Annotated in this window: 17 protein-coding genes; 6 read left to right on the top strand and 11 right to left on the bottom strand. The window is 53.2% G+C overall.

Annotated elements, in window-relative coordinates:
- Positions 1 to 3 precede the first annotated feature (3 nt).
- From folA to G4551_RS03775, 9 genes are all read right to left on the bottom strand, one after another.
- Positions 4 to 483 carry a type 3 dihydrofolate reductase gene (folA, locus tag G4551_RS03815; protein ID WP_003018873.1) on the bottom strand — a complete coding sequence of 160 codons (480 nt, stop codon included), beginning with the start codon at positions 481 to 483 and terminating at the stop codon, positions 4 to 6.
- Between the two features lie 198 nt (positions 484 to 681).
- Positions 682 to 2,544, bottom strand: coding sequence for a glutathione-regulated potassium-efflux system protein KefC (gene kefC, locus G4551_RS03810; RefSeq protein ID WP_003018875.1), 1,863 nt, complete (start codon positions 2,542 to 2,544; stop codon positions 682 to 684).
- Positions 2,537 to 3,067, bottom strand: a complete 531-nt coding sequence (gene kefF / locus G4551_RS03805; RefSeq protein ID WP_003018878.1) for a glutathione-regulated potassium-efflux system oxidoreductase KefF — start codon at positions 3,065 to 3,067, stop codon at positions 2,537 to 2,539. Before kefF ends, kefC begins: the two co-directional genes overlap by 8 nt.
- Before the next feature lie 103 nt (positions 3,068 to 3,170).
- A complete protein-coding gene (locus G4551_RS03800) occupies positions 3,171 to 3,404 on the bottom strand; it encodes a YgdI/YgdR family lipoprotein (protein WP_003837373.1) in 234 nt (77 codons plus the stop codon).
- A 91-nt stretch (positions 3,405 to 3,495) separates the two neighbouring features.
- Positions 3,496 to 4,839 carry an MFS transporter gene (locus G4551_RS03795; RefSeq protein WP_003837371.1) on the bottom strand — a complete coding sequence of 448 codons (1,344 nt, stop codon included), beginning with the start codon at positions 4,837 to 4,839 and terminating at the stop codon, positions 3,496 to 3,498.
- A 147-nt stretch (positions 4,840 to 4,986) separates the two neighbouring features.
- Positions 4,987 to 5,274, bottom strand: a complete 288-nt coding sequence (gene fixX / locus G4551_RS03790) for a ferredoxin-like protein FixX (RefSeq protein ID WP_003837369.1) — start codon at positions 5,272 to 5,274, stop codon at positions 4,987 to 4,989.
- Positions 5,271 to 6,557 carry an FAD-dependent oxidoreductase gene (locus tag G4551_RS03785; RefSeq protein WP_003018887.1) on the bottom strand — a complete coding sequence of 429 codons (1,287 nt, stop codon included), beginning with the start codon at positions 6,555 to 6,557 and terminating at the stop codon, positions 5,271 to 5,273. Before G4551_RS03785 ends, fixX begins: the two co-directional genes overlap by 4 nt.
- 48 nt (positions 6,558 to 6,605) lie before the next feature.
- Positions 6,606 to 7,547 (bottom strand): electron transfer flavoprotein subunit alpha/FixB family protein, encoded by a 942-nt coding sequence (locus G4551_RS03780; RefSeq protein WP_003837367.1) that lies wholly within the window; start codon positions 7,545 to 7,547, stop codon positions 6,606 to 6,608.
- 15 nt (positions 7,548 to 7,562) lie between these two features.
- Positions 7,563 to 8,333, bottom strand: a complete 771-nt coding sequence (locus tag G4551_RS03775) for an electron transfer flavoprotein FixA (RefSeq protein ID WP_003018893.1) — start codon at positions 8,331 to 8,333, stop codon at positions 7,563 to 7,565.
- 480 nt (positions 8,334 to 8,813) lie between these two features.
- Between G4551_RS03775 and caiT the strand changes: the two genes are divergently transcribed.
- The 6 genes from caiT (at position 8,814) to caiE (ending at position 15,890) form a co-directional block, all read left to right on the top strand.
- Positions 8,814 to 10,331 carry an L-carnitine/gamma-butyrobetaine antiporter gene (caiT, locus tag G4551_RS03770; RefSeq protein ID WP_003018896.1) on the top strand — a complete coding sequence of 506 codons (1,518 nt, stop codon included), beginning with the start codon at positions 8,814 to 8,816 and terminating at the stop codon, positions 10,329 to 10,331.
- A 34-nt stretch (positions 10,332 to 10,365) separates the two neighbouring features.
- Positions 10,366 to 11,508: a crotonobetainyl-CoA dehydrogenase gene (gene caiA / locus G4551_RS03765; RefSeq protein ID WP_003018898.1), complete on the top strand. Its 1,143-nt coding sequence runs from the start codon at positions 10,366 to 10,368 to the stop codon at positions 11,506 to 11,508.
- 105 nt (positions 11,509 to 11,613) lie between these two features.
- Complete coding sequence (gene caiB, locus G4551_RS03760; protein ID WP_003837364.1) at positions 11,614 to 12,831, top strand: L-carnitine CoA-transferase; 1,218 nt, start codon at positions 11,614 to 11,616, stop codon at positions 12,829 to 12,831.
- A gap of 62 nt (positions 12,832 to 12,893) precedes the next feature.
- On the top strand, positions 12,894 to 14,447 hold the full coding sequence (gene caiC, locus G4551_RS03755; protein WP_003837362.1) for a crotonobetaine/carnitine-CoA ligase: 1,554 nt from the start codon (positions 12,894 to 12,896) through the stop codon (positions 14,445 to 14,447).
- 54 nt (positions 14,448 to 14,501) lie between these two features.
- Positions 14,502 to 15,287, top strand: a complete 786-nt coding sequence (gene caiD, locus G4551_RS03750) for a crotonobetainyl-CoA hydratase (protein WP_003837361.1) — start codon at positions 14,502 to 14,504, stop codon at positions 15,285 to 15,287.
- A 6-nt stretch (positions 15,288 to 15,293) separates the two neighbouring features.
- Entirely contained in the window at positions 15,294 to 15,890 is a 597-nt protein-coding gene (gene caiE, locus G4551_RS03745) for a carnitine operon protein CaiE (RefSeq protein ID WP_003837359.1), read from the top strand.
- 75 nt (positions 15,891 to 15,965) lie between these two features.
- Here caiE and caiF read toward each other — a convergent pair whose 3' ends face one another.
- Both caiF and carB read right to left on the bottom strand, forming a co-directional pair.
- Positions 15,966 to 16,361: a carnitine metabolism transcriptional regulator CaiF gene (caiF, locus tag G4551_RS03740; RefSeq protein ID WP_003018912.1), complete on the bottom strand. Its 396-nt coding sequence runs from the start codon at positions 16,359 to 16,361 to the stop codon at positions 15,966 to 15,968.
- Between the two features lie 273 nt (positions 16,362 to 16,634).
- Positions 16,635 to 19,862 (bottom strand): carbamoyl-phosphate synthase large subunit, encoded by a 3,228-nt coding sequence (gene carB, locus G4551_RS03735; RefSeq protein ID WP_003837357.1) that lies wholly within the window; start codon positions 19,860 to 19,862, stop codon positions 16,635 to 16,637.
- Positions 19,863 to 19,871 lie beyond the last annotated feature (9 nt).

Raw genomic sequence — 19,871 nt, 5'->3', positions numbered from 1 at the left:
GGATTAACGACGCTCCAGAATCTCGAAGCAGTAGCTGTGAGAGTTTTGCGCGTCGGCATCGTGGAATTCACTGAACACCGACTCCCAGTCATCCGGTTCGTAGTCCGGGAAATGCGTATCCCCTTCGACTTCAGCATCAATGTGCGTCAGATACAGCTTCTGCGCTTTTGGCAGGAACTGCTCATACACGCGCCCACCGCCAATCACCATAATCTCTGGTTCATCACCGCAGGCCGCAATGGCTTCATCAACAGACTTCACCCACTGCACACGATCGTCAGTGCCAGGCTTGCTGCTGATGACGATATTTTTACGCCCAGGTAACGGTCGCCCGATGGATTCCCAGGTGTGGCGTCCCATGACAACCGGCTTGTTTAAGGTATTACGTTTAAACCAGGCGAGATCGGCAGGGAGGTTCCACGGCATGGCGTTCTCCATACCGATGACGCGATCTACCGCTAACGCCGCAATCAGACTGATCATTGAATATTTCCCGGATACAAAAAAATTGTCGCCACTATACGGAAAGCGCAATCTTTCGTCGACTGGCGGAAAGAGGATGAACAGGAAAATTTTCCGTTCTGCTGGCGAACCGACCTATTTAAGGTGGTACGCCAGCATTACAGTAGTTCAAAAACAGCCAATTAGCAGTAAAGTTTGCAGAACATCACATTTTTTACCCTATGCTGACGGTTTCACTTCCGGCTCATCGGCGACGTCGCCCGTATGCTTACCTTCATCCGTGCCTTGCCAGCCATGGCGTTGAATTAACGATAAGTGCTGACGATCTTCCGCAATAATTTCACTCAGCATTGCGCTGGTGCGTTTATAAACGGCCGCGCGGGAAGTCGCGTCATTTTCCCCTTTCACCATCTCCTCTACCATCATGGTATTGAATCGGCGGAATACGTCGGCCCGCTCACGTGCCTCATAGCGCCCAAGCCCGAGCCCCTCCAACGCCAGACGTCCGGTCTTCAGTGCACCTTCAAAGGTTTCGCGTTCCGGCATATCCACGCCCGCCTGGCGCAGGCGGATGTAATGATCCACATCGCGCGCACGAGCAATAATTTGCAGATGCGGGAAATGCTCTTTCACCATTTCGGTTAACTGCAGGCTGGTTTGCGGATCGTCAATGGCATTAATAATGACTTCAGCTTTCGCCGCCCCGGCAGACTCCAGCAGATCCATCCGGGTCGCATCGCCATAGAAAACCTTCATCCCGAATTTACGCAGCGTTTCGATATGGTCCGGGTCATGATCAAGAACCACCATTTTGACCCCACTCGACAACAACAGACGACCGGTTATCTGGCCAAATCGCCCAAATCCAGCGATGATCACCCGCGGTTGCTCCTCATCGATTTCATCGGCTTCCCGCTCTTCCGAAGTCGCCGATTTTTCCAGACGCGTCAAAATCACCAGCAAAATCGGCGTAGCCGCCATCGACAACGCCACCGCCAGTGTCAGCGATTTCGCCCAGTCAGGATCGAGCACATTTGCCATTTGCGCCGCACCAAACACCACAAAGGCAAACTCACTGCCCTGCCCTAACAATACGGCAAACCAGCGACGCTGCTTGTTCGGCACCTGCAACGGTTTTGCTATCAACCACAGCATGACGGTTTTGATAACCAGGAAACCGACCAGCAAAATGATAATGCGCAAGGGATTATCAATCAGCGTACCAAAGTCGATAGACATCCCCACGCCAATGAAAAACAGTCCCAGCAGCAATCCTTTAAATGGCTCAATGTCGCTTTCCAGCGCGTGGCGATACTCAGAGCTTGCCAGCAGCACCCCGGCCAGAAAGGCCCCCATCGCCATCGACAGGCCAACCTCTTCCAGGAGCAGACCGAAGCCAAACACGAGGAACAGCGCAACGGCACTGAATACTTCCCGCAGGCCCGAACGCGCAACAAAACGCAAGGCCGGACGTGTGACATAACGCCCCAATACCACCACCAATACCAGTGCGCCGGCTACCTTCAGGGCAGACAATGCAAACGCCCCAAGCGTAGTCGATGCGCCGCTCGCCGCCAGTAACGGGATCATCGCCACCAATGGAATAGCAGCGATATCCTGGAACAGCAGCACGGCAAACGCGCTGCGGCCCATTTGCGAAACCATCAGGTTGCGTTCATTCATTGCCTGCATAGCGATAGCCGTTGAGGAAAGCGCCAGCGTCATGCCGATCAGTTCCGCTACCTGCCAGCGCAGGCCAAGGAACATACAGAACAAACCAATTAAGCCGCCGCAAACCACCATCTGTAGCGCACCGCCGCCGAACACCGATGCCCGCAATTTCCACAAACGTTGCGGATCCAGCTCCAGACCGATGACAAACAGCATCAGTACCACACCGATCTCCGCAAAATGCAGGATGGATTCGGCGTCCGTCACCAGCCTCAGACCCCAGGGTCCGATAATGCATCCGGCGATGAGATACCCCAGTACCGACCCTAATCCCAGCCGTACGGCGATGGGTACAATCAGCGCCGCCGATCCGAGATAAATCAGCGCCTGTATCAGCGTATGGCTATCCATGGTGTGCCTCCTGCCATTCCATCAGACGCTGTTTGTAGTGACGCGCCTGCGCTTGCAGCGTTTCATCATCACAGATAAACGTACAGTGCATCGCAAACGGCGGCAGCCATTTGAGGCCGCAATAGAGCGCTGTTGCCTGTAAAGGCTGAGAAAGCACATCAAATCCGGGATGGGAGCCAATATCGAAGTGATTTTCACCGCCGCCGGTCGTCACCGCCCACAGCAGTTGTTTACCGTGCAGCGCAGTACCGCCATGGCCATACGCCCAGCCGTGCGAAAGGACTTTATCCATCCACAGCTTGAGTAATGGAGGTGTGCTGTACCACTGCATCGGATGCTGCCAGATGATCAAATCAGCGCGCGCCAGCGCATCCTGTTCAGCGGCAATATCGATATTGAAGTCGGGGTAGAGCTGGTAGAGCGAGCGTATCTCCACGCCCTCCAGCGTCCTTGCCTGTTCAAGCATCCGCTTATTCGCATGCGAATGCTGCGGATAGGGATGCGCATAAATGATGAGAATCATGATTAGCCTGTGTCACTGCATTATTGTAATAACAGTGAGTTTAGTCACTTAATCCACAGGCTAACAGTCAATATTATTGAGTGGCTGAATGGAGAAAACTGAACTAGTTGTCCAGTTCGCTCATATCCTTAACCTGATCGCGGTTAATCTGTTCCGTCTTACCCGTCTGAGCATTTTTGTACGACACCAGACCAGTATCATCATCAACCTGCGGTTTGCCGTCAGTGACGATTGTTTTGCCATCGGTGGTTTTAACCGCCTGGTTTGAGGAACAACCGACCACGGTAAACAGTGCTGCTGCGGTAAAAATTGAGGTGATCAGGATATGTTTTTGCATGGTGTTCTCCCTGCTTTTCAGTTGTTTTCAGTGATATACCCAGTTAACTGTAGGCTAACTGACTGAGTTGCAGGGAAAATACAGAACACTCCTAATAGCCCGCCCTGGTCACGGGCTTACTGCGAATCGTCATTTGACTGGTTTGCGCCAGCGTCAGACCTCGCGTTTCTGGGGCGAAAGCGATGGACACAAGCAGGCCAATCAGCGAAATTCCTGCGCCCATCAGCATGACATTGCTGATACCGTATTTGGTGATGAATACCGGCAGCGCCCAGGTTGAAACAATAGTACCGATGCGGCTTAAGGACATAATCACCCCGACGGCAGACGCGCGAATGTCGGTAGGGAACAGTTCGTTTGGGTATAGCCACTGCAGGTTTCCCGGTCCCCCCGAGAAAAACGCGTACACGGCAAATGCCAGCACCACCAGCCACGCCCCCATATCAGGAATTAACCCCAGTACAGCCAGCGCCAGCGTCATCATAATAAAACTGCCAATCAACAGCGGTCGGCGACCCGCGCTATTGAGCCAGAACATGGGCGGAATGCACCCCAGCATAAAGCACAGGCTTATCACCACATTGCCCAACGCGGCGCTTTTCCCGGCACCAAGCCCCAATAGTCCAACAATCTGCGGACCAAAGGTATAAATGGCGAACATCGGGATCACCTGACAGGTCCAGATAGCGGCAACAAACAGGACAAACGGGAAATGACGGCGGTTAAACAGCTGGAGAAAACGCGTCTCCTGCGGCGCCTCTTCGTCGAACACCACCGGTTCGCCGAACAGTTTGATCATCATCGCTTCACACTCTTTCACCCGACCTTTACGCAGCAGCCAGCGCGGCGATTCAGGAAGATCGAAGCGCCCAATCAGGATCAAAATACAGGGGATCACCGCGCTGCCCAGCATCCAGCGCCATCCTCCCTCAACATCATACAGCCAGTAACCGACCAGATCGGCACAGGTGGCGCCGACATACCACATCGAGGCGATAAAACCGATGGAGAAAGCGCGCTGGCGGGTATTGGAGAACTCGGTAATCATCGAGGTAGCAATCGGATAATCGGCACCAATCACAATGCCGATCAGCACACGCATCACCAACAGCTCAACGGGCGAGGAAACAAACATGGTTGCTGCCGATATCACGCCAATGGCGATAATATCGATGATGAACATTTTGCGCCGCCCGACCTTATCGGAAATGTAGCCAAACAGCGACGTCCCCACAAACAGACCGGCGAGCGTGCCGGCACCCAGCAGACCAATCCACTGTGCGTCCAGTTTCAATGCTGGCGTGAGCTGTTCCAGCGCTACGCCAATCATCACCAGCACATAACCATCCAGAAATGGCCCACCGCTTCCCCACAGCATTATCCGGCGGTGAATAGAGGTAAATTTGATGTCATCAAAGTTCCTGGGCTGCTGCATAGCGACTTCCTGTTTCAACACGGGCAAAGCATCATCTATAGGCCGGATAAGGCGTTTACGCCCCCATCCGGCACTGGCGTCACATGATTGCCGGATGGCGACGCTAGCGCGTCTTATCCGGCCTACGGGTGCACAACCTCGTACTTATTAACCGTAGCGAAACTCCACGCCAAATGTCCCACGCGGGTATTCCCACTTTTCCAGCGCTGTATCGAGCCCGAGAATGCGGCACGTTCCGCACTCCAGGCATCCGGCGTAATCAAACCGTACGCTGCCGTCGTCCTGTTTTTTATACAGCCCTGCTGGACAGGCCTTAATCAGCACTGCCAGCGCCTGTTTATCAGGATCGGTTTTGAGAATGATATGCGGGCTGTCTTCATCGACATTGAACTTATTGACGCCCAGTTTGACGTCCACATTGACGGGAGATGTCATAATACGGTCACTCCTTTCAGGCCATCTTTCATCAGGTTGATGAAGCCCACTTTCTTCGCATGGCGCAGGATTTTTTTACGCATTGGCACTGGGGCGGAACCATCTACGGTGAACAGGTCGCGTGCGATACTGACCGCCATTTCGGGATAGGCGGTAAACATGCGCGGGTTATCAAGAAAAGCAGGAAGCTTCTGGTACATACGCATATCGCGCATCGGGCCATCGTCCAGATGCTGACGGTATTCACCCAGCGACTGCTTGCTAAAGTCGTCACGCTTCATCGCTGAAAGCACCGTTTTCGCCGCCGCTTCGCCTGCGGAAATGGCGAGATCCATACCGCGAATGGTAAAGCCGAGGTTCATACACATTCCGGCAGCGTCACCGGCAATCAGCACACCGTCCCCCACCAGTTCAGGCTGCATATTCATACCGGCTTCAGGTACGACGTGCGCGGCATATTCCACCAGCTTGCCACCGGCGATCAGTGGGGCAACCGCCGGATGCTGTTTGAAATCTTCCAGCATTTGCGGGACCGATTTTTTCGCGTCTTTCAGGTGATGAAGGCCGCAGACCAGCCCCAGAGAAAGGGTTGTTTCATTCGTATAGAGAAAGCCACCGCCCATCAACCCATCGGTTGGCGATCCGGCAAACAGGCAGGCTGCACCTTCGTTCCCCTGTAACTGGAAACGATCTTCAATTACCGATTTTGGCAGTTCGATCAGCTCTTTTACGCCGACGGCAACATGCGATGCCTCGACGCGCTTTGCCATACCCAGCTTTTCAGCCAGCAGAGAATTCACCCCGTCGGCGAGGATCACCACTTTGGCTTCCAGAATATCGCCGTCGGCTTCCACGCCCACGACTTTACCCTCGCGCTGCACAACGTTATCCACACGAATACCGGTGATAAGCTGGGCGCCCGCCTCCTCGGCCTGCTCCATCAGCCAGGCGTCAAATTTGCTACGTAAGACGGAATAAGAAACCTGCGACGATGCGGCCTCTTCACCATTGCAATAGTCGATGGTCATCGCCCCTTTGTCGGTCATAAAGGCGAGCTTTTCGTGGGTGATTATGCGTTCAATGGGGGCCTGCTCAGCAAAACCGGGAATGATGCGCTCCAGGCTATGCGCATACATGCGCCCACCGGTGACATTCTTCGCGCCAGCAGAATTGCCGCGCTCGATAACCAGCACCTGTGCACCTTCCCGAGCCAGCACCAGCGCCGCAACCGAACCAGCCAGACCTGCACCCACTATGATGGCATCAAAGATATCTTCGGACATACGTACTCCTGTCAGCGGCAGGATACCTTCGCATCCTGCCCGAATGGTTTAACGCGCTAAGGCAGCCGTCAGCGCAGGCAGGATCTTCAGCGCATCGCCAACGATGCCATAATCTGCATACTGGAAAATCGGCGCATTTTTGTCTTTGTTGATGGCGAAAATCGTCTGTGCGCCGTTGGCGCCGACCATATGTTGGATCTGCCCGGAGATCCCCACGGCCAGATACAGTTCAGGCTTAAGCATCAGGTTGGAGATGCCGACGTAGCGTTCATGCTCCATCCACTTCTCGTTTTCCGCCACCGGACGGGAACAGGCCAACTCAGCGCCAATCGTCTGGCACAGCGCTTCTGCCAGCGAGATATTTTCTTTGCTACCAATACCGCGTCCCACGCTGACCACCAGACGGGCTTTGTCGAGATCGACGCTGTTGCTCTGACGCGCCTGAGTTGCCGTACGGGTCACGACAATGGCCGGAGCCTGCCACTGTACGGTATGCATCTCGCCGCTGCGGGTGGTATCCGGTTGCTGCGCGTCAAACGTTCCGCTACTGAGAGTGATCACGGCAAACGGTGAAGCGATTGTTTCTGCTCCCATCGCCAGGCCACCGTAGACCATATGTTTGACCGCCGCTATTCCATCCTGCACCGCGACTGCGCTGGCGTCATTTGAGACTGCAGCCGACAAGCGAAAGCCCAGCTTTGCCGCTAACAGCTTGCCCCGACGTGTATTCGGCAGCAGCACCGCGCCGCCCTCGCTGTGCTGACGAATGGTCTGAGCCATCACATCGGCGTAGTCTTCAACCATACGGTCTTCTGGTTTGCCGCTGAGCAGCCAGACATGATCCGCGCCTAAATGACATGCCGTTGCGCTGTCCGCATCGCTGAGCACAAACGTGTTAACTTTTTCACCTAAAGCCTGCGCACCATTCATCAGTTCCGGCAGACGAGAAGGGGTATCGCTGAATACCCAGATACTGGAAAATTTGTTCATAACATCCCCTGATAATTAAATGATTTTGCGAAGATTCTCGACAAACGCGGCAATCTGTTCTTCACCGTCACCTTCAATGACAACGCGCTGACGCTCGCGCTGTTTCGGCGCAGCAACCTGTTGTGCGGAATACGCCTGCACGCTGTTCAGCCCAATGTCTGCAGGTGACCAAACCTGAACCGGTTTTTTCGCCGCACCAAGAATGGCTTTCATGGAAGGGATTTGAGGGGTGTTGATGTCAGTAGAGACCGCGATAACCGCCGGAAGCGGGATACTCAGGGTTTCAACTTCATCTTCCAGTTCACGCTCTACCGTCAGAGTGCTGTCGGTAAGAGAGAGGATTTTGCTCACGCCGTTTATCGCCGGCACGTCCAGCATTTCGCCCACCAGCAGACCAACCTGCTGAGCATAAAGATCGGAAGAACCGTCGCCGCAAATAAGCAGATCAAAACCGGATTTTTGCACGGCGGCAGCCAGCGCAGTGGCAGTTTGTTGCGGCAGCGCCTGTTCAAATTGATCGTCAATGACAACAATCAGTTCATCAGGGCCACGGGAAAGCACATCTTTGCGCCCTTTTGCATTGGTCAGCGCTTTGCCTCCGACGCTCATGGCCACAACCTGAGCCTCTCCCACCTGCTGTTTTAACTGGCAAGCCGCTTCGATCGCATTCAGATCATATTGGCTGATTTTGCCATCTGCTTTGCTGAAATCGAGTGTTCCATCAGCATTATTAATCGCAATATCCTGCTCATCAGGTACGCATTTGTAGCAAGTAATTATCTTCATTGCATCTCCAGAAATCATGAAGGAAACGTATTTATATCGGCGGTGTTAAATACAGATATCACGCTCTTTAATTCGGAAATAAAACCTTAATCACCAATATTGAAAATGTCACACATTGAAATTCGTAACTTTCAATAGTGTTACATGCCTCACCAATATTGAAAGAATCACGTCAAATATGAAAATTTTCAATATTGTCTGCTGGTTCAACAATATTGAACGCCAGTCACTTAAAAAAGTTAAAAAACCAATATCAAGATTTTGATTAATAAGGAAATTATCCAGATTTCCAGACAAAATAACCAGCATAAAAAAGTGTGACGCACATAACAGAATAGCCGGAAATGAATACCCATTATGAGTTACTCACTGAGGCGCCCCAGAGGTTAAAAAGTCATCAACAAATCATTAATAATAAATAAACAAACGATCACATACGGGCACGCTAAATAAATTTCGTTTTCACACTGGAATTCACTTATGAAAAATGAAAAGAGAAAGTCGGGAATTGAACCGAAGGTTTTTTTTCCGCCATTAATAATTGTTGGGATACTTTGTTGGCTAACAGTAAGAGATCTTGATGCCGCTAACGTCGTTATTAATGCGGTATTCAGTTATGTCACCAACGTCTGGGGTTGGGCATTCGAATGGTATATGGTCGTCATGCTCTTCGGCTGGTTCTGGTTAGTCTTTGGCCCGTATGCCAAAAAGAAATTAGGCGACGAAAAACCCGAGTTTAGTACCGCCAGCTGGATTTTTATGATGTTCGCCTCCTGTACATCCGCCGCGGTGCTGTTCTGGGGTTCCATCGAGATCTACTACTATATCTCTACCCCGCCGTTCGCTTTGGAGCCCAATTCCACGGGTGCGAAAGAGATCGGTCTGGCGTACAGCCTGTTCCACTGGGGGCCGTTGCCGTGGGCAACCTACAGCTTCCTTTCTGTGGCCTTCGCCTATTTCTTCTTTGTGCGCAAGATGGACGTCATCCGTCCCAGCTCCACGCTGGTACCGTTAGTGGGCGAAAAGCATGCGAAAGGGCTGTTCGGCACCATCGTTGATAACTTCTACCTGGTGGCACTGATCTTCGCGATGGGTACCAGCCTCGGTCTGGCGACGCCGCTGGTAACTGAGTGTATGCAATGGCTGTTCGGTATTCCGCATACGCTGCAATTAGATGCCATCATCATTACCTGCTGGATCATTCTGAACGCCATTTGCGTAGCCTGTGGCCTGCAAAAAGGAGTCAGAATCGCCAGCGACGTGCGTAGCTACCTGAGCTTCCTGATGCTGGGCTGGGTGTTTATCGTCAGCGGCGCCAGCTTCATCATGAACTACTTCACCGACTCGGTCGGCATGCTGCTGATGTATCTGCCGCGCATGTTGTTCTATACCGATGCCATCGGCAAAGGCGGATTCCCGCAGGGCTGGACTGTTTTCTACTGGGCGTGGTGGGTCATTTACGCCATCCAGATGAGTATCTTCCTGGCGCGTATTTCTCGAGGTCGTACCGTACGTGAACTGTGCTTTGGGATGGTGCTGGGCCTGACCGCTTCCACCTGGATCCTGTGGACAGTCCTTGGCAGCAACACGCTGCTGCTGATGGATAAAAACATTCTCAACATCCCGCAGCTGATTGAACAACACGGCGTGGCGCGCGCCATTATCGAAACCTGGGCCGCCTTGCCATTCAGCACCGCCACCATGTGGGGCTTCTTTATCCTCTGCTTTATTGCAACCGTCACGCTAATTAACGCCTGCTCCTACACCCTGGCGATGTCCACCTGTCGCGAAGTTCGCGATGGTGAAGAACCGCCGCTGTTGGTGCGTATCGGTTGGTCCGTTCTGGTCGGCGTCATCGGCATCGTTCTGCTGGCGCTGGGTGGGCTGAAGCCCATTCAGACCGCAATTATCGCCGGAGGATGTCCGCTGTTCTTCGTCAACATCATGGTGACGCTGTCCTTTATTAAAGACGCCAAAGTGCACTGGAAAGACAAGTAATTCTTATTAACCCAATTGATCAAGAGGCTGAAAGATGGATTTCAACTTAAATGACGAGCAGGAACTGTTTGTCGCCGGTATTCGTGAACTGATGGCCAGTGAGAACTGGGAAGCTTATTTTGCCGAGTGCGATCGCGACAGCGTCTACCCTGAGCGTTTTGTAAAAGCACTGGCGGATATGGGCATCGATAGCCTGTTGATCCCGGAAGAACACGGCGGGCTGGAAGCCGGTTTTGTCACCGTTGCCGCCGTCTGGATGGAACTCGGACGTCTTGGCGCACCGACTTACGTGTTGTACCAATTACCTGGCGGTTTTAACACTTTTCTGCGTGAAGGTACCCAAGAGCAAATTGATAAAATCATGGCGTTCCAGGGGACCGGTAAGCAGATGTGGAACTCGGCGATCACAGAACCGGGAGCGGGATCGGATGTTGGCAGTCTGAAAACCACTTATACACGTAAAAATGGTAAGGTTTATCTTAATGGCAGTAAGTGCTTTATCACCAGTAGCGCCTATACCCCGTACATCGTAGTGATGGCGAGAGATGGTGCATCGCCGGATAAACCTGTTTATACCGAGTGGTTTGTTGACATGAGCAAGGCGGGTATCAAGGTCAACAAACTGGAGAAACTCGGTCTGCGCATGGATAGCTGCTGTGAAATCACCTTTGATGACGTTGAACTGGACGAGAAAGACATGTTCGGTCGGGAAGGTAATGGCTTCAACCGCGTGAAAGAAGAGTTTGACCATGAACGCTTCCTCGTCGCACTGACCAACTACGGTACGGCAATGTGCGCTTTTGAAGACGCAGCGCGTTATGCCAACCAACGCGTACAGTTTGGCGAAACGATCGGCCGTTTCCAGCTGATTCAGGAGAAGTTCGCGCACATGGCGATCAAACTGAACTCCATGAAAAACATGCTGCTGGAAGCCGCATGGAAAGCGGATAACGGCACTATTACCTCGGGCGACGCGGCCATGTGCAAATACTTCTGCGCCAACGCGGCATTTGAGGTGGTAGACACCGCCATGCAGGTGCTGGGTGGCGTGGGTATCGCGGGTAACCATCGCATCACGCGCTTCTGGCGTGACCTGCGCGTTGACCGTGTTTCTGGTGGTTCTGACGAAATGCAGATCCTGACGTTGGGTCGTGCGGTATTGAAGCAATACCGTTGATTCGTTCGTTTCGTAGGCCGGATAAGGCGTTTACGCCACCATCCGGCAATATGCCCGGTGGCGCTGCGCTTACCGGGCCTACAAAAAAATGCCAGGAGAAAAATGATGAATCATTTACCAATGCCATCCTTCGGCCCGCTTTCCGGGGTACGCGTTGTCTTTTCAGGGATCGAAATTGCCGGTCCGTTCGCCGGACAGATGTTCGCCGAATGGGGTGCTGAGGTTATCTGGATTGAAAACGTCGCATGGGCCGATACCATCCGCGTGCAACCTAACTATCCGCAGCTCTCACGCCGTAATCTGCATGCCCTGTCGCTGAATATTTTCAAAGATGAAGGCCGGGAAGCGTTTCTGAAGCTGATGGAAACCACCGATATTTTCATTGAAGCCAGTAAAGGCCCGGCCTTTGCCCGCCGCGGTATTACCGATGAAGTGCTGTGGGAACATAACCCGAAACTGGTTATCGCCCACCTTTCCGGCTTCGGCCAGTTTGGTACCGAGGAGTACACCAATCTTCCGGCGTATAACACCATCGCACAGGCGTTCAGTGGCTATCTGATCCAAAACGGTGACGTGGATCAGCCAATGCCAGCCTTTCCGTACACCGCCGATTACTTCTCCGGGATGACCGCGACGACAGCGGCGCTGGCGGCTCTGCACAAAGTCCGCGAAACGGGTAAAGGTGAAAGCATCGATATCGCCATGTACGAGGTGATGCTGCGCATGGGTCAGTATTTCATGATGGATTACTTCAACGGCGGCGAAATTTGCCCACGCATGACCAAAGGCAAAGACCCGTATTACGCTGGCTGCGGCCTGTATAAATGCGCCGATGGCTATATCGTCATGGAGCTGGTCGGCATCACGCAAATCAACGAGTGCTTCAAAGATATTGGCCTCGCCCACATTCTTGGCACACCGGAAGTACCGGAAGGCACCCAGCTTATCCATCGCGTGGAATGCCCTTACGGCCCGCTCGTGGAAGAGAAACTGGACGCGTGGCTGGCAACACACACCATCGCCGAAGTCCAGGCGCGTTTTGCTGAGCTGAATATCGCCTGCGCGAAGGTGCTGACCATTCCGGAACTGGAAGGCAACCCTCAGTACGTTGCTCGTGAATCCATTACTCAGTGGCAAACAATGGATGGCCGCACCTGCAAAGGGCCAAACATCATGCCGAAATTTAAAAACAACCCGGGGAAAATCTGGCGTGGCATGCCGTCACATGGCATGGATACTGCCGCCATTCTGAAAAACATTGGTTATAGCGAAGCAGACATAAATGAGCTGGTCGGCAAAGGCCTGGCCAGAGTTGAGGAATAAACGCGACGCGCTGACCCGCGAGTGGGTTAGCGCTCACGCCTGATTTCAGTGGATAAAGCAATATGGATATCGTTGGCGGACAAAACTTACGTCAGATGTGGGACGACCTGGCCGGGGTGTACGGAGATAAAACGGCGTTAATTTTCGAATCCTGCGAAGGAGTCGTTCGGCAGTTTAGCTATGCCTCGCTCAATGAAGAGATTAACCGCACGGCAAACCTGTTCCATTCCTTAGGGATCCGCAAGGGCGATAAGGTCGCATTGCATCTGGATAACTGTCCGGAATTCATTTTTTGCTGGTTTGGGCTGGCAAAAATTGGCGCCATTATGGTACCGATTAATGCCCGCTTACTGGGCGAAGAAAGTGCCTGGATCCTGCAAAACAGCCAGGTAAGCCTGCTGGTCACCAGCGCCCAGTTTTATCCTATGTACCGCCAGATACGGCTGGAAAATACCACACCGCTTAATCATATCTGTCTGATTGGCGAACAGCTTCCGGTTGACGACGGCGTGAGCCACTTTACCCAACTGCAATCCCGCCAGTCGACTACGCTGTGTTATACGCCCGCGTTATCCACTGACGATACGGCGGAAATTCTGTTTACCTCAGGCACCACTTCACGGCCTAAAGGGGTGGTGATTACCCACTACAACCTGCGTTTTGCAGGCTACTACACTTCCTGGCAAATCGCTCTGCGCGATGATGACGTCTACATGACGGTGATGCCCGCTTTTCATATCGACTGTCAGTGTACCGCCACAATGCCCGCATTCTCCGCTGGCAGCACCTTTGTGCTGCTAGAGAAGTACAGTGCCAGGGCGTTCTGGAATCAGGTGCATAGATATAAGGCGACGGTTACCGAATGCATTCCGATGATGATCAGAACGCTGATGGTACAACCTGCCGCGCCAACCGACAGACAGCATCACCTGCGCGAGGTAATGTTCTATCTCAATTTATCCGCACAGGAAAAAGACGCCTTTACCGAACGCTTTGGCGTCAGGCTGCTGACCTCCTACGGTATGACTGAAACCATCGTCGGTATTATCGGCGACCGTCCCGGTGACAAACGACGCTGGCCCTCCATTGGCCGCGTGGGATTTAGCTATGAAGCCGAAATCCGTGACGATCACAACCGTCCCCTGCCCGCCGGAGAAATTGGCGAAATCTGTATTAAAGGCGTGCCGGGCAAAACAATCTTCAAAGAGTACTATGCCCAGCCGGAGGCTACCGCCAAAGCGCTGGAACCTGAAGGCTGGTTACATACCGGAGATTCGGGCTATCAGGATGCGGATGGCTATTTTTATTTCGTCGACAGACGCTGCAACATGATTAAACGCGGCGGAGAAAATGTCTCCTGCGTCGAGCTGGAAAATATTATTTCTGCGCATCCGAAAATTCAGGACATTGTGGTTGTCGGTATTAAAGATTCAATCCGTGATGAAGCCATTAAAGCGTTTATCGTCCTTAATGAAGGTGAAACATTAAGCGAAGCCGAGTTCTTCAGCTTCTGCGAAAACAATATGGCGAAATTCAAGGTTCCCTCGTTTATGGAGATAAGAACCGACCTGCCGCGCAATTGTTCAGGAAAAATAATCAAAAAAAATCTGAAATAACCCTCCCGGTAGGAATTCCTCCTGCCGGGAAATCTATTTATCTGGAGATGAACTATGAGTGAATCATTACATCTGACTCGTAACGGCCCGATTCTGGAAATTACCCTCGACCGGCCTAAAGCCAATGCCATTGATGCCAAAACCAGCTTTGCCATGGGTGAAGCGTTTCTTAATTTTCGTGATGACCCGGAATTACGCGTAGCGATAATCACCGGCGGCGGTGAGAAATTCTTTTCTGCGGGCTGGGACTTAAAAGCGGCAGCTGAAGGTGAAGCGCCGGATGCCGATTTTGGCCCAGGCGGCTTTGCCGGTTTAACCGAAATTTTCGACCTCGATAAACCGGTCATCGCTGCGGTAAACGGCTATGCGTTTGGCGGTGGTTTTGAATTGGCGCTGGCGGCGGATTTTATCGTCTGCGCGGAAAATGCCAGCTTCGCGCTACCGGAAGCCAAGCTCGGGATCGTGCCTGACAGCGGCGGCGTTCTCCGTCTGCCGAAGCTACTGCCACCGGCTATCGTCAACGAAATGGTGATGACCGGCAGACGAATGAGTGCCGAAGAAGCGCTGCGTTGGGGTATCATCAACCGCGTTGTCAGCCAGAGCGAACTGATGGATAGTGCGCGCGAACTGGCGCAGCAGCTGGTGAATAGCGCCCCACTGGCGATCGCCGCGCTGAAAGAGATTTATCGCGCGACCAGCGAAATGCCGGTAGAAGAAGGCTACCGCTACATCCGCAGCGGCGTGCTGAAGCACTATCCGTCAGTGCTGCACTCCGAAGATGCGCTCGAAGGACCGCAGGCGTTTGCGGAAAAACGCGATCCGGTGTGGAAAGGACGCTGATAACAGATGAGCTATTACGCCTTTGAAGGCCTGATTCCGGTAGTGCATCCAGAGGCGTATGTTCATCCCAGCGCTGTGTTGATTGGTGATGTGATCGTGGGGGCTGGCGTCTACGTCGGCCCACATGCCTCACTGCGCGGTGACTATGGTCGCCTGATTCTGGAGGCAGGTTCTAACTTGCAGGATGGCTGCATCATGCACGGTTATTGCGACACTGACACCATCGTGCATGAGAATGGGCATATCGGCCATGGCGCAATCCTGCACGGTTGCGTGGTGGGCAGAGATGCGCTGATCGGCATGAACAGCGTCATTATGGACGGCGCAGTGATTGGTGAAGAGAGCATTGTCGCCGCCATGAGCTTTGTCAAAGCCGGATTTCAGGGGGAGGCAAGGCAGATGCTGGTGGGCTCACCCGCTCGCGTATTGCGTGAAGTCACAGATCAGGAGCTGCACTGGAAACGGCTGAACACCAAAGAGTATCAGGACCTTGCAACCCGCTGCCAAACAAGCCTACACGAGACGCAGCCATTAACGCGGGTCGAAAAAAACCGGCCGCGCCTGAAAGGCACGACGGACGTAAAACCCAAATCAGCACAGTAATTGATGCCGGATGCGCTCACGCTTATCCGGCCTACGCGTCAACCACCGTTTATGCCGCCATCAGGCAACTAACAATTAGCGACGCATACTCTTGGAGAGCATCATCTGCCATTTCTGCTCACGGTTGAGCTCTGTTGGGGGAACGGCAGACAGCCGCGGCGTTTTCGCCACACTCACCTTTTTTTCCTGCAAATTGTGGCTCAATCGGTTGTAGAGGTGAGAATCAATACTGATGACTTTTACCAGACGCTGGCACTGGCAGCCCCGGCCTGCAATCTGATTAGGGATCATCTTAACTTCACAAACAATTTCTCCCACTTCCGACAGAATATAAGAGAGCGTATTAATTGCTTTGCAGTGTTCAATATCAAAATGGCGGGAAATTTCTTTTGCGGTGATCCAACGATCTTCAGCCATCATCCAGTCAGCAATTAACAAATAAAGCGGTCTTTCAACATATTTTTCACACATAAGCACACCATTTCACAAATTAAAAATCTGGCTACGGCCTGTCCAAATTAATAAAAACTAAGCCATATTAAAATTGTGGATATAAAAGATAGTATGCGACTTGAATGTTGATTAGTGTGAGCAATATCGTGCTTATTACATTGAAAATGTGGTTATGAAACTGCATTTGGCCAGGAATGACCTTACGAGAGATAAAAAAAGGGTTTCTTTACAGAAACCCTTTCAAGATTATATTGCAGGTCCGATTAACGCAATTATCACCGGACTCTTTGTTTATGACTTTTTGATCTGCGCGTGCATTTCCTGTACCGAGGTCACCTTCTCAGTGGCATCGGCATTCAGCGCCATCGCCGTCGCGAAACCGCCGTTCAGGGTAGTGTCATAATGCACTTTGTACTGCAGGGCGCTACGGCGAATCAGCTTAGAGTCTTCAATCGCCTGACGACCTTCGGTGGTGTTGATGATGTAAGTGTACTCGCCATTCTTGATACGGTCCTGAATGTGCGGACGCCCTTCATGCACCTTATTCACCAGACGTGGATTGATACCCGCTTCGCCCAGCACAATCGCCGTGCCGTGCGTTGCATCCAGCTCAAAACCAAACTTCAGCAGTTTCGCCGCCAGGTCAACCACGCGCTCTTTATCGCCTTCGCGAACAGAGAGCAGCGCACGCCCCTGTTTTTTCATGGTGGAGCTGCTGCCCAGCTGTGCCTTGGCGAACGCTTCCGCGAAGGTACGGCCCACGCCCATCACTTCCCCGGTAGAGCGCATTTCTGGCCCTAACAGCGGGTCAACGCCCGGGAATTTGTTGAACGGCAGCACCACTTCTTTTACTGAGTAGTACGGCGGGATAACTTCTTTGGTTACGCCCTGCTGTGCCAGTGTTTTCCCGGCCATCACGCGCGCCGCAACTTTCGCCAGCGGTACGCCAGTTGCCTTGGAGACGAACGGAACGGTACGCGCCGCACGCGGGTTCACTTCAATCAGGTAAACTTCGTTATTCTTCACCGCAAACTGAACGTTCATCAGACCGCGAACCTGCAGTTCGAAGGCCAGTTTCTGCACCTGCTGACGCATCACATCCTGAATTTCCTGGCTCAGGGTGTACGCTGGCAGAGAACATGCGGAGTCACCGGAGTGTACGCCCGCTTGTTCGATGTGCTCCATGATGCCGCCAATCAGCACCATTTCGCCGTCGCAGATAGCGTCCACGTCCACTTCAACCGCATCGTCAAGGAAACGGTCCAGCAGTACCGGCGCATCGTTAGAAACGCTGACCGCAGTCTGGAAGTAGCGACGCAGGTCGGCTTCGTCGTAGACAATTTCCATCGCGCGGCCGCCGAGAACATACGACGGACGCACCACCAGCGGGTAGCCAATCTCTTTCGCCTTCTCAACAGCCTGTTCGATAGCCGTTACGGTAGCGTTCGCCGGTTGCTTCAGCTTCAGACGGTCAACCGCCTGCTGGAAACGCTCACGGTCTTCCGCGCGGTCGATGGCATCCGGGCTGGTGCCGATTACCGGTACACCTGCCGCTTCCAGCGCACGCGCCAGCTTCAGCGGGGTCTGGCCGCCGTACTGTACGATGACGCCTTTCGGCTTCTCAATACGCACGATTTCCAGTACGTCTTCCAGCGTGACTGGCTCGAAGTACAGGCGGTCGGAAGTGTCGTAATCAGTAGAGACGGTTTCCGGGTTACAGTTGACCATGATGGTCTCGTAGCCGTCTTCACGCAGCGCCAGCGAAGCGTGTACGCAGCAGTAGTCGAACTCAATGCCCTGACCGATACGGTTTGGACCACCACCCAGCACCATGATTTTATCGCGGTCGACGGACGGATTCGCTTCACACTCATCTTCATAAGTGGAGTACATATAAGCGGTGTCGGTCGCGAATTCTGCCGCACAGGTATCCACGCGCTTGTAGACCGGGTGAAGGTTATATTGGTCACGCAGTTTGCGGATTTCCGCTTCGCGAACGCCGGCCAGTTTTGCCAGACGCGCATCAGCGAAGCCTTTGCGCTTCAGTACGCGCAGGAAGTCAGCGTCGAGGCCGTTGATGCCAAGGTCAATGACTTTTTCTTCCAGGCGCACCAGCTCTTCAATCTGCACCAGGAACCAGCGGTCGATGTTGGTCAGGTTGAACACACCATCGACGGACAGGCCGCCACGGAAGGCATCGGCGATGTACCAGATACGCTCAGCGCCAGCGTCTTTCAGTTCGCGACGGATTTTGGTCAGCGCTTCAGGGTCGTCCAGGCTGACTTTCGGGTCGAAGCCGGTCGCGCCCACTTCCAGACCGCGCAGCGCTTTCTGCAGCGATTCCTGCTGGGTGCGGCCAATCGCCATCACTTCACCAACAGATTTCATCTGCGTGGTCAGACGGTCATTAGCACCAACGAATTTCTCGAAGTTGAAGCGTGGAATTTTCGTCACAACGTAGTCGATGGACGGCTCAAACGAGGCCGGAGTACGGCCGCCGGTGATGTCGTTCATCAGTTCGTCGAGGGTGTAACCTACGGCCAGCTTGGCGGCGACTTTCGCAATCGGGAAGCCGGTAGCTTTGGACGCCAGCGCCGAGGAGCGGGATACGCGCGGGTTCATCTCGATGACAATCAGGCGACCGTTTTTCGGGTTTACCGCAAACTGGACGTTAGAACCGCCGGTTTCCACGCCGATTTCACGCAGTACCGCCATCGAGGCGTTACGCATGATTTGATATTCTTTGTCGGTCAGCGTCTGGGCAGGTGCTACGGTGATGGAGTCACCGGTATGGATGCCCATCGCGTCGAAGTTTTCGATGGAGCAGACGATGATGCAGTTGTCGTTTTTATCACGCACCACTTCCATCTCGTACTCTTTCCAGCCAATCAGCGATTCATCAATCAGCAGCTCGTTGGTTGGGGAAAGGTCCAGACCGCGTTCGCAAATCTCTTCGAACTCTTCACGGTTATAAGCGATACCGCCGCCGGTGCCGCCCATGGTGAAGCTCGGTCGGATGATGCACGGGAAGCCCACGTCAGCAGCAACCGCCAGCGCTTCTTCCATGGTGTGAGCGATGCCAGAGCGCGCGGTGTCGAGACCAATTTTCTTCATCGCGATATCAAAGCGACGACGGTCTTCCGCTTTATCAATGGCATCCGCCGTTGCGCCAATCATGGTCACGCCGAATTCAGCCAGTACGCCCTGGCGTTCCAGCTCCAGCGCACAGTTCAGCGCCGTCTGACCGCCCATGGTTGGCAGCACCGCATCCGGGCGCTCTTTCTCAATGATTTTGCGTACCACTTCCCAGTGAATCGGCTCGATGTAGGTGGCATCGGCCATTTCCGGGTCGGTCATGATGGTTGCCGGGTTGGAGTTCACCAGAATAACGCGGTAACCCTCTTCACGCAGGGCTTTACACGCCTGTGCGCCGGAATAGTCAAACTCACACGCCTGACCGATAACAATCGGACCCGCGCCCAGAATCAGGATACTTTTTATGTCTGTACGTTTTGGCATGGCTCTTTT

Source organism: Citrobacter freundii ATCC 8090 = MTCC 1658 = NBRC 12681 (genome assembly GCF_011064845.1).
Classification (GTDB): domain Bacteria; phylum Pseudomonadota; class Gammaproteobacteria; order Enterobacterales; family Enterobacteriaceae; genus Citrobacter; species Citrobacter freundii.
Note: the sequence above shows the minus strand (reverse complement) of the source record. Positions and strands in the feature narration are given on the sequence as shown.